The 10,870-nt window shown below is 70.8% G+C and carries 11 protein-coding genes and 1 tRNA gene; 9 read left to right on the top strand and 3 right to left on the bottom strand.

What is annotated here, in order from left to right:
* A partial coding sequence (locus FRW57_RS10750) for a DUF3662 domain-containing protein (protein ID WP_152185984.1) occupies nt 1-435 on the bottom strand: 435 nt, incomplete at its 3' end.
* A 198-nt stretch (nt 436-633) separates the two neighbouring features.
* Here FRW57_RS10750 and FRW57_RS10755 point away from each other — a divergent pair.
* Nucleotides 634-719, top strand: a tRNA-Leu gene (locus tag FRW57_RS10755).
* 297 nt (nt 720-1,016) lie between these two features.
* On the opposite strand, the gene FRW57_RS10760 is transcribed toward FRW57_RS10755, so the two are convergent.
* Both FRW57_RS10760 and FRW57_RS10765 read right to left on the bottom strand, forming a co-directional pair.
* Nucleotides 1,017-2,612, bottom strand: a complete 1,596-nt coding sequence (locus FRW57_RS10760; protein ID WP_152185985.1) for an FAD-dependent monooxygenase — start codon at nt 2,610-2,612, stop codon at nt 1,017-1,019.
* A 34-nt stretch (nt 2,613-2,646) separates the two neighbouring features.
* Nucleotides 2,647-4,119, bottom strand: a complete 1,473-nt coding sequence (locus tag FRW57_RS10765) for an amidohydrolase family protein (RefSeq protein WP_152185986.1) — start codon at nt 4,117-4,119, stop codon at nt 2,647-2,649.
* 164 nt (nt 4,120-4,283) lie between these two features.
* On the opposite strand from FRW57_RS10765, the gene FRW57_RS10770 reads away from it, so the two are divergent.
* The 8 genes from FRW57_RS10770 to FRW57_RS10805 form a co-directional block, all read left to right on the top strand.
* Entirely contained in the window at nt 4,284-5,102 is an 819-nt protein-coding gene (locus FRW57_RS10770) for an IclR family transcriptional regulator domain-containing protein (protein WP_137122834.1), read from the top strand.
* 114 nt (nt 5,103-5,216) lie between these two features.
* Nucleotides 5,217-6,422 (top strand): CaiB/BaiF CoA transferase family protein, encoded by a 1,206-nt coding sequence (locus tag FRW57_RS10775; RefSeq protein ID WP_137122833.1) that lies wholly within the window; start codon nt 5,217-5,219, stop codon nt 6,420-6,422.
* Nucleotides 6,419-7,240: a citryl-CoA lyase gene (locus FRW57_RS10780; RefSeq protein ID WP_137122832.1), complete on the top strand. Its 822-nt coding sequence runs from the start codon at nt 6,419-6,421 to the stop codon at nt 7,238-7,240. The genes FRW57_RS10775 and FRW57_RS10780 overlap by 4 nt, the downstream gene beginning before the upstream one ends.
* A 27-nt stretch (nt 7,241-7,267) precedes the next feature.
* Nucleotides 7,268-8,131, top strand: coding sequence for a DODA-type extradiol aromatic ring-opening family dioxygenase (locus tag FRW57_RS10785; RefSeq protein ID WP_137122831.1), 864 nt, complete (start codon nt 7,268-7,270; stop codon nt 8,129-8,131).
* Nucleotides 8,128-8,490 carry a hypothetical protein gene (locus FRW57_RS10790; RefSeq protein ID WP_137122830.1) on the top strand — a complete coding sequence of 121 codons (363 nt, stop codon included), beginning with the start codon at nt 8,128-8,130 and terminating at the stop codon, nt 8,488-8,490. Before FRW57_RS10785 ends, FRW57_RS10790 begins: the two co-directional genes overlap by 4 nt.
* Nucleotides 8,490-9,470, top strand: coding sequence for a zinc-binding dehydrogenase (locus tag FRW57_RS10795; RefSeq protein ID WP_137122829.1), 981 nt, complete (start codon nt 8,490-8,492; stop codon nt 9,468-9,470). Before FRW57_RS10790 ends, FRW57_RS10795 begins: the two co-directional genes overlap by 1 nt.
* Nucleotides 9,471-9,532: 62 nt before the next feature.
* Nucleotides 9,533-9,841, top strand: coding sequence for a hypothetical protein (locus FRW57_RS10800; protein ID WP_152185987.1), 309 nt, complete (start codon nt 9,533-9,535; stop codon nt 9,839-9,841).
* A gap of 106 nt (nt 9,842-9,947) precedes the next feature.
* On the top strand, nt 9,948-10,870 hold a 923-nt coding region (locus tag FRW57_RS10805; RefSeq protein ID WP_152185988.1), incomplete at its 3' end, for an aminotransferase class IV.

Genomic DNA, 10,870 nt, shown 5'->3' on the forward strand with positions numbered 1-10,870 from the left:
GTCCGGCTGCTGCGGCTCGTGCGGCTGGTGCTGCGGGCGCGGGGCGTGCTGCTGGCGCCGGGCGGCGCGGGCCGTGGACGGGCGCAGCTGGAAGACCCCCGTCTCCAGCTCCTCGTTGCACTCGAAGTGGACGTGCACGGGGCCACCAGGGGTGTAGCGCTGGGTCTCGGCGTGCTCCTGGGCGGAGGCCACCAGCTCGTCGGTCAGCTCGTCGGCGTAGGCGGTGAGGTGCTCGTAGTCGGTCTCGGACAGCTCGACGGTGAACAGGTTGGGCACGATGGTGCGGCCCCGGCCGAGGACGGCGGCGCGGTCGTCCATGGCCCGCCGCACCGCGGAGGCGATCTCGACCGGCTGCACCTCGGACTTGAAGGCTCGCGCGAAGACCCCGTTGACCGCTCGCTCGATCCGCTGTTCGACGCGATCGAACACACCCATGTCGGCCTCCCTCCTTGGTCTTGGCCGGTCGCTCTGTTTGACGCTTGCCTGACGCCCCGCGAGGCGTGGTGGTTCCCGCGCCCGGGTTGGCGGCGGCGCTGCTCGTCGCTCGATGGTAACGGGCGGGGCTGGACCGACGGTCGAGGCGCGACCCCGGTTTGTGCTCCGAGGGGGTCGTGCAGCACACTATGGGAGCGCGCGCGAGTGGCGGAATGGCAGACGCGCTGGCTTCAGGTGCCAGTGTCCGAGAGGGCGTGGGGGTTCAAATCCCCCCTCGCGCACCAATGAGAGAAGGACCCCCACGCTTTTCGGGGGTCCTTCTCTCATTGGTATGGAACAGGCGGATTTGCGACGGCTCCCCCGCGCGTCAAGCCGCGCTGGCAAACATCGCCGGCGACCCGGCATACAGGGCCTTGAGCTCCCCTTTGCCAGCGCGGCTTGACCAGTCGCCCGGCGGAAGGCACCGCACGGGGTGGAATTTCGCAAGTCGCGCTGGCACTACTCGCTCGAGCGCGCCGAAAACCGGCGTGTCGCGACTCTTGGCGCGGCCAGTGCCAGCGTGACGTGCGTTCCGCCGCGGGCTAGACCGGCACGGCCTCGGTCTCGGACCGGCAGAGCAGTCGCTCGAAGGTGTGCGCGATCTCGTCGGCGGCGGCCGACGGGGAGCTGGAGGTCCAAGCGACCACCCCGTCGGGCCGGATCAGCACGGCTCCGGGAGCGCCGATCGCGGAGTCCGCAGCGAGCGGGTGGACCGTGACCGGCAGGCCGATCTGTGCGGCGAAGGACTCGGCCGCCACGCGGCTGGTCTCGAAGCCCTCCGGCAGCAGCAGCGCGAAGCCACCCGCAGTCAGGTCGAGGGTGGACACCGTCCTTGCCTCGTCGACCCAGTGGTGTGGTGCTCGCGCACCCACGCTCCAGCGCGCCTCGCGCGGGTCCTGGAGCGGTGGCTCCACGACGTCGTCACCCGACACGGCGCTCGACCGGTGCAGCCCGCCGAGCTCGATGGACGGGTCGTCGAGCTGGGGCTGCAGGTCGTCCTGCGGCAACGAGGGGTCGACCCGCAACACGTAGCGCGTGTATGCCTGTTCGACGGTCAGCTCGGCGATCGGACGACGTTCCGCGTCATAGGTGTCGAGCAGCTCTGGACCGGCGATCCCGCGATGCACGAGGGCGAGCTTCCAGGCGAGGTTGTGGGCGTCGGCGACCCCCGTGTTGCCCCCGAAACCGCCCGTCGGCGGCATGACGTGTCCCGCGTCGCCGGCGAGCAGCACCCGTCCGCTCCGGAGCGACTGCGCCGTGGCCGCGCCCGCCGACCAGTACTGCACGCTCTCCACCTCGACGGGCAGGTCGTCGCCGCCGCCGAGTGCCGTGCGCACGAGCTCAAGACACCGGTCGGTCTGCAGGTCGTGCGAGGGGTTGCTGTCGCGCGCCCCGTCGGCGTCGAACGTCGCGAAGACGGCGAGGAACCCCGACTGCGCATCCAGCGAGAAGCGGAAGAAGCCCAGCAGATCGGGATGGTTCACGTAGACGACGCTGAGGTTGCGGTCGCCGATCAGCTCGCGCAGGTCGGCGCGGAAGTAGATCGTCACGCAGTCGGCAAAGTCGCCGTGGCCGGTCATCGGGAGGCCGAGCTGCTCGCGGATCCCGCTGTGCGCACCGTCAGCCGCCACGACGTAGTCGGCAGTGACCTCGAACGGCTCACCCCCGTCACGGGGCCGGAGCGCGGCGGCGACGTGGTCGGCGTGCGGCGTCAGCGAGACGAGCTCGGTGTGGAAGAGGTGTTCGGCGCCGAGCTCGACGGCCCGGTCGCGCAGCACCGGCTCCAGTCCCACCTGGGTGATGAACAGCCGTGCCGTCGGGCTGAGGTCCTCGACCCCGGCGTTGAAGTTGGCGAAGAACGTCGCGAGCTGCTTGCCACCGAGGCTCTCCACCGCGACGATCGCACCGTTTTGCACGAACTCCCTGGCGGCCGCGGCCTCCACGGCCTCCTGGATGCCGAGCCCCCGAAACACCTCCATCGTCCGCTGGTGGAACGACGCCGCGCGGGGATGGATCGCGGTGCCGGCGTGGCTCTCCACGAGCAGGTGCGGCACCTCGTGTTGCGCGAGCAGCGCGGACAGGGACAGCCCGACGAGGCTCCCCCCGACGATGAGCACAGGGGTATGACGTGTGGGCATGGTGACCTCCGGGCGACGGGCGACGCCGCGCGGCTCACTCGGTCTTGCCGGCCGCGGAGTCGTGCGTCGCCGAACTGGCGAAATCGGTGTAGGTGTACGGGTTGTCGAGGATCTTGGTCTCGGGGATGTCGGGGTTCATCCCGTGCTGCCAAGCCTCTTCGCCGAGCTCGGAGCGCAGGTGCTCGACGGTCGCGTCGACCTCGCGGCGCACGGCGGACAGATCGATCCCGAGCAGTTGGTGGTCGTGCTTGATGACCCGTCCGTCGACGATCACGGTGTGCACGTCTCCGCGCTGCGCCTGGTAGGCCACGTGGCCGAAGGGGTTGAGGATCGGGAACATTGCGGGTGACGCGTCGTTCTTGAGCAGCACCACGTCGGCGAGCCGGCCGGCCTCGATCGAGCCCAGCCGGTCGCCCATCCCGAGCGCCTCGGCGCCACCGCGGGTCGCCCACTCGACGACCTGGTCCGAGCGCAGGTGCAACTGGGTGATGGTCTCCCCGGACTGGTGCGCCTCGAGGTGCTCCCGTGCTCGATCGGCGCCGAGGGTGGCGCGCATCGCCGAGAACAGGTCGCCGCTCATCCACACGCTCGTGTCCATCGACAGCGAGACGTTGATGTCGTGTGCCCGCAGGGCCCAGCTGGGCGGGTAGCCCTGGCCGCAGGTCTCCTCGCTCTCCGACGCGAGCGAGACGTGCCCGCCGGTGGCCGCGATCCGGTTGTACGAGTCGTGGTTGAGCGTGGCCGCGTGGACGTAGATCGTGCTCGGAGCCATGAAGCCGTGCTCGTGCATCAGCCGGATGCCGTCGTCATTGGTGGCGCCCCAGACACCGGCGTGCGTGGTCACCGGCACGTCCAACCCGCGCGCGACCTCGAACGCGGCCCGCTCGGGGAACTCCGGGTCGCCGGTCACGTCGAAGGCCATCTGGAAGCCGAGCAGGTCGGAGCCGTGGAAGCGCCGCTCGTAGAACCGCTTGAACTCCGGGGCCGTCGCCCACTCCCACGGGCCGGCCTGGATGTTGCCGTAGGCCAGCACGAACCGCCCGGGCACGGCCTCCAGCGCGTCCACCGCCGCATCGGCGTGGTCGATCGTCTGCAGTCCGTGCGACCAGTCGACCGTCGTGGTCACTCCCGCGTCGAGCGCCTCCACGGCGGAGAGCAGGTTGCCCGCGTGCACGTCCTCGGGACGGAACGTCTTGCCGTGCTCGAGGTAGTACCAGACGAAGTACTGCGTGAGCGTCCAGTCGGCGCCGTAGCCGCGCATGGCCGTCTGCCACATGTGGCGGTGCGTGTCGATCATGCCCGGCATGACGATGCCGCCGGTCGCGTCGATCTCGACCGTCCCGTCGGGCACCGCCAGCGCCGGGCCGACTTCCGCGATGGTGTTGCCCACCACGAGGACGTCAGCCTGGGGCAGGACCGTCCGGGTCGCATCCATCGTGAGGACGGTGCCACCCCGCAGCACCACCGGACGACCGTTCTCGAATGCCGTGTGGCCAGGCGCTGTCATGGCTGCCTTCCCATTCTGCGGAGAATGGCGGACGATTGTCCGTATGACGGTCACTCTCCGATGGAGACAGGATCCGACGGGCGCTCCAGTCTGTCAAGAGGTCGCGCGGACAGTAGGGTCGACCGCGGTTCCGTTCCCGACTCACCCCGCGCAGGAGGTGCCGCATGGCAGGCCGTGACGCCAATCCGGACTTCATCGAGTCGATCGCGCGGGGCTTCGACGTCATCAAGGCCTTCCGGCCGGAGCGCCCCGCGATGGCCCTCAGCGACGTCGCCGCCACCACCGGCCTGGCCCGGCCGACCGCACGGCGGATCCTCGGCACCTTGCAGGCCCTCGGCTACGTGCGCGCGGCGGACGGGCGCTTCTCGCTCACCCCGAGGGTCCTCGAGCTCGGCCTGAGCTACGTCCAGTCCGTCGGGCTCTGGGACGTCGCCCGACCACACATGGAGAGCCTCGTCGCAGAGACCCACGAGTCGAGCTCGATCGCCCAGCTCGACGGCTCGGACATCGTGTATGTCGCACGCACGCCGGTGCCCAAACTCATCACCCTCGCCGTGCACATCGGGACTCGATTCCCCGCTGTGTCAACCTCATTGGGCAAGGTGCTCTTGGCGGACCTGGACCCGGCCGAGCTCGGGCGCGTCCTGGCCGAGCCCGGCCGATCGGGCATCGAACCCCGGATCGCCCCGACCCGCGAGGAGCTGGATGCCCTGCTGCGCGACGTCCGGGCCAAGGGGTGGGCGGCCACCGACGAGCAGCTCGCCCGCGGCATCCGCTCGGTCGCGGTGCCACTGCGGGGCGGCAGCGGCCGGGTGGTCGCGGCAATGAACGTGACGGTTCACGCCGCCGAGACCTCGATGGACACCCTGCTCGGCCAGCACCTTCCGGCGCTGCTGCGCACGGCGAGCGAGATCAGCGCCGACTTCGCCCTCCGCGACGAACTGCCGCTGCGCGTCAGCCCCACGGAACGGCACCCGGCCTGACCTTCGGTGTGCCCACCCCGCACCACTCCGCTCCCTTGACACCGACGCGACGTCGGACGAAACTCGACAAGTGCGGACAGTCGTCCGCGATGCGGACGACGTGGAGGCGAACAGGTGGCGGCGCAGGCGAACGAGACCGGGGCGGCGCCGGACGGGCCGCTCGCCGGGTTGCTCGTCGCCGACTTCTCCCGGATCCTGGCCGGCCCCTACGCGAGCATGTTGCTGGGCGACCTCGGGGCGGACGTCGTCAAGGTGGAGAGCCCGGGCGGGGACGACACCCGGACATGGGTGCCACCGGTGCGCGGCGACCGGTCGACCTACTACCTGGCGATCAACCGCAACAAGCGGTCCATCGCCCTCGACTTCACCGACGCCGACGATCTCGCCGCGGCCCGGGAGCTCGCGGCCCGCGCCGACGTCGTGCTGGAGAACTTCAAGCCCGGCGGACTGCGCAAGTTCGGACTCGACTACGAAAGCGTGGCGGCGGACAACCCTGGTGTCGTCTACGCCTCGATCAGCGGCTTCGGCTCCACCGGCGGTGCGGCGCTGCCCGGCTACGACCTGATCGTCCAGGCCATCTCCGGCCTGATGAGCCTCACCGGTGACGCGGACGGCTCGCCCTACCGGGCCGGCATCTCGGTCTTCGACGTGATGTCCGGGATGCAAGCCACCATCGGTGTGCTCGCCGCGCTCGAGCACCGCCACGTCTCCGGCACCGGCCAGCACATCGAGGTGAACCTGCTCTCGACCGCCCTGTCGGGCATGGTCAACCAGACCAGCGCCTGGGCCGCGGGGGGCGTCGTCCCCACCCGCATGGGCAACGCGCACCCCAGCCTGTTCCCCTACGAGCCGCTCCCGACCGCGGACGGCGAGCTGATCGTCACGGCAGGCAACGACGGCCAGTTCGTGAAGTTGTGCACCGCGCTGGGCGTCCCCGAGCTCGCCGACGACCCCCGGTTCGCGCACAACCAGGACCGCACCGCGCGGCGCGAGGAGCTGCGTCCGCTGCTCGTCGAACGGCTCGCCACCCGAACGCGCGCCGAGTGGTTCCGCGACCTCACCGCGGCCGGAGTCGCGTGCGGCCCGATCAACACGGTCGCCGAGGGCGTCGAGTTCGCGCAGGGCATCGGCCTCGACCCCGTCGTGCTCGTGGGTGACGGTGAGGGGGCCGTGCCGTCGATCCGCAACCCACTGCGCTTCTCGGAGACCCCCGCCCGCTACCTGCTGCCACCCCCGGAGCTCGACGAACACGGTGCCGAGATCCGCGCGTGGCTGACCGGGACCGGCGGCGACGAGCACCACGACGGAGGCACCCGATGACCGCAACACCCCAACTGCCCGAGTACCCGACGTCACTCGGCGTCTCGACCCCCACCACGATCTCGCTGCTCGGCCAGGACCTCGCGAGAGACCTCATGGGCACGGTCGGCTTCGGTGAGCTCGCGTACCGACTGCTCACCCAGCGTCAGCCGACGCCCGGCCAGGTCCGGGTCTTCGAGGCCGTGCTGGTCGCGCTCGCCGACCACGGGTTCACCCCGACCGCGATCGCGGCACGGCTCACGCTGCTGTCGGCTCCCGACTCGCTGCAGGGCGCCGTCGCCGCCGGCCTGCTGGGCGGCGGATCCCGCTTCCTCGGAGTGACCGAGGACTGTGGCCAGTTTCTTGCAAAAGCCCTGTCGCGGCATACGGATCTGGTCCCTGAGTCGCTCGAGGACGCCGCCGGATGGGACGCGCTGGGCGAGGTCGCCGTGCGCGAGACACGCGAGCAGGGGCGCTACGTGCCCGGGCTCGGCCACCCGGTCCACAAGGTGGAGGACCCGCGGACCCCACGGCTGATCCAGCTCGCCGACGAGTCCGACACCCACGGTCCGCACCTGCGCCTCTTCGAGGCGATCGGCCGGGTCCACGAACCGATCCTCGGGCGGCACCTGCCGCTCAACGGCGCCGGTGTGTGCGGGGCCGCGCTCGCCGACATCGACATCCCGCTCGGGATGCTGCGAGGGGTTGCCCTGCTCGCCCGCACCGCAGGCCTGCTCGGCCAGCTCGCCGAGGAACAGCGCGACGGAATCGGCATGGACGTCTACCTGTCCGTCGACCGCCACGCGCGATACCAGGCACCGGACGACAGCGTCCGGTGACACGATCGGACGAGGAGGTTTCGCACCATGGCCGACGTCGTTGCCGTCATCGCCTCGACCCACCACCCGTTCTACTACCGCGCGAGCCGGGCCACCGGGGATGACCGGCCGCCGTTCGCCGACGAGTGGGTCGCCAAGATCGAACGGTTCCGCGAGACACTGACCCGCGCCTCCCCCGATGTCCTGGTGATGGTCGGGAGCGACCACTTCCACCAGTTCTGGCTCGACAACATGCCGCAGTTCCTCGTCGGCAAGGCACCCTTCTACGACGCCAACTGGTACAACGAGGAGCGCGAGTTCGGCCTGCCGAAGATGCGTCTGGCCGGCGACCTCGACCTCTCGACCCACTTGCTGCGCAACGGGATCGACGCCGGCTTCGACCTCGCCTTCAGCAACGAGCTGCGGGTGGACCACTCGATCACCTGCCCGATCATCACGCTGCGACCAGAGGCCGACCTGCCGATCGTGCCGATCTACACCAACATCTTCGCCCCGCCGTTGCCGCAGCCGTCCCGCTTCGTCGAACTGGGCCGGACGATCCGGCGGCTCGTCGAGAGCTGGCCGTCGGGTCTGCGCGTCGCCATCATCGGGACCGGTCACCTCTCCCTCGAACTCGGCGGACCCCGCCAGTTCGGGCCGCATGGGCCGGACCCCGACTTCGATCGCAAGGCGGTGCAATGGATCTCGAGCGGTGACATCGAGGGCTGTCTCGCCCAGGTGACCCTCGACAGCCTGCACGCGCCGGGCAACGCCACGCACGGCTTCATGGACTTCATGCTGATGATGGGGGTGGCCGGCGAGCACGTCCCCGCCGACTACGTGGACAGCCTCGACCTGTTCCACACGATGGAGGCCTACTTCACCTGGTATCCGACGGGAGCACCGCGATGAGCAAATACCTCCTCGACAAGTTCCTCTTCACGGTCGACCGCGACCCCGAGCTCGTCGAGCGCTACCGCGACGACCCGGCCGGCACGGTGGCCTGGTGGGAGGAGCACCTCGCCAACCGCCTGCTGGGCTGTGCGACCTTCGAGGCCAGCACCGGGCAGGCGTTCAACGAGCAGGAGCGACAAGCGCTTTCGACGCACGACTACCCGACCCTGTTCGAACTCGGCGCGCACCCCTTCCTCACCCTGACGCTGTTCATCGCGATGTTCGAGCGTGACCACGACGAGCCGCTCGGCTTCCAGCTGGAGTATGCCGCCCGGCTGGCCCACCACTCGCTCCCCTACCCCGACATCAGCACCTGATGCGCGCCGCCCAGGTCACCGGGCACGGCGAGCCGCCGCGGCTCACCGAGGCCGCACCGCCCCCACGCTCGGCCGGCCACGCGCTGATCGCCACGAGCGCGGTGCCGATCACCCCGCTCGACATCCTCTGCGCGACCGGCCGTTCCTACTTCGGCGCGCCGGCGCTGCCCTATGTCCCGGGCGTGCAGGGCGTGGGCACCGTGCTCGAGTCCGACACCGTGCCTGCCGGGACCCGGGTCTGGTTCCCCACGTCGGCCGGCATGGCACCCGGCGACGGCAGCCTCGCCGAACGGGCCGTCGCTCCGGAGGCCGACCTCGTCCCGTTGCCCGAGGGCGTTGACGACGAGCTGGTCGCGGCCCTCGGCCTGTCCGGGGTCGCCGCGTGGATGGCGGTGACGTGGCGCGGTGCGCTGCGGCCCGGTGAGACCGTCCTGGTGCTCGGCGCGGGAGGAGTCGTCGGTCAGGTCGCGGTGCAGGTCGCCCTGCTGCGGGGAGCGGGGCGGGTCGTGGCCGCGGCACGTGCGCAGGACTCCCGAGACCTCGCCCTGTCCTATGGCGCGCACGCCGCCGTCGCCCTCACCGCGGACGACGACGTGCCCGGGCTCGCTGCCAGGCTCGAGCAGGCCTGCGAAGGACAGATCGACCTCGTCATCGACCCGCTCTGCGGAGTGCCGGCGACGGCGGCCGGGCGCGTGCTGGCCGGCCGCGGCCGCCTGGTCAACCTCGGCAGCTCTGCCGGTCCCACGGCCGAGTTCGACTCGGCGTCGCTTCGCAGCCGGACCGCATCGGTCCTCGGCTACACGAACAACGCCCTGACCACCGAGCAGCGGCGCGAGGCACTGTCCGCGCTGCTCGCGCTGGCCGCCGACGAGGGCCTCACGGTCGGTCACGAGGTGGTCGACTGGGCGGACGCTGCGGACGGCTGGTCCCGTCAGGCGACGGGCCGCGCCCGTCGCCGAGTCGTGGTCCGCGTCGGCTGAGGGAACGGCGGATCGCCGGCGGAGAGCCCGAGGCAGCCGGGTTCTCTGGTAGGACTGCTGGCGTGCGGATCAGCGAGGTCGACCACGTGGCGGACACGCTCGACGGGGTCCGGCGGACCACCTCGGCGGGGCTGGCTCAATGGAGGTACCACGGACGGGTGGTGGCGCGGCAGCTCGACGACACGCTCCTCGCGATCCGCGCGGAGTTCGACTACCGCGATGCCGTGCTGCGACAGTTCCCCGGGACCTTCAGCCTCCCGGCGCGCTTCGCCAAGCACATGATGGTCGTCGCCGACCTGGACGGCGGCGACCCGGGCGCGATCGAGGACGCGCTCGTCGCGGCGTGGGAGCTCCAACACAGTGGCGGCTGACTGGACGCTGGTCACGCGTCCTCGAAGCGTCGCAGGCAGGGGACGTGGCCCGGGAGCGAGGCACAGCGATGACTCTTGAGCGCACTCCGATGAGACGGGAACAGCGATGACCGACCAGGTGCACGGGACGCACGACTTCGCGGAGGACCCCCGCAACGAGCAGGTGCTCATCTACGTCCGCGGCGAGCTCAAGCGACGACCGGAGGCGACTGTGTCGGTCCTCGACGGTGGCTTCGTCCTGGGCGACGGGGTCTGGGAGGGGCTGCGGGTCCACCGGGGCCAGGTCGCCTTCCTCGACCAGCACCTCGACCGGCTCTACGAGGGCGCGGCAGCGATCGACCTCGACGTGGGGATGACCCGGGAGGAGCTGACCCGGGCGATCCACGAGACGCTGGACGCCAACGGGATGACCGAGGGGGTGCACGTGCGGCTGATGGTCACGCGCGGACTGAAGGCCACGCCATACCAGGACCCCCGGGTGACCATCGGGCCGGCGACGATCGTGATCCTTCCGGAATACAAGGAGCCGTTGCCTGCGGTGGCGCAGAAGGGGATTCGGTTGTTCACCGTCCACGTGCGCCGCCCCGGACCGGACATCCTCGACCCACGGCTCAACTCGCACAGCAAGCTGAACGACATCACCGCCTGCATCCAGGCCTACAAGGCCGGCGCGGATGAGGCGCTCATGCTCGACCCGCACGGCTTCGTCGCCACCTGCAACTCCACCCACTTCTTCATCGTCCGGGACGGTGAGCTCTGGACCTCGACCGGTGACTACTGCCTGGGAGGGATCACGCGTGGCAACGTGCTGCGCGTGGCCCGGGAGGCCGGCATACCCACGTTCGAGCGCAACTTCAGCACCACGCAGGTGTATGGCGCGGACGAGGCCTTCGTCACGGGGACCTTCGCCGGCCTGGTCCCGGTGCGCGAGGTGGACGGCCGCGCGATCGGCGACGGGCCGCGACCGGTGTCGACGCGGCTGCGCGGGCTCTACCGGGAGCTGGTCGACCGCGACGTGGCCGAGCGCGC

The organism is Segeticoccus rhizosphaerae (genome assembly GCF_009192725.1).
GTDB lineage: Bacteria > Actinomycetota > Actinomycetes > Actinomycetales > Dermatophilaceae > Segeticoccus > Segeticoccus rhizosphaerae.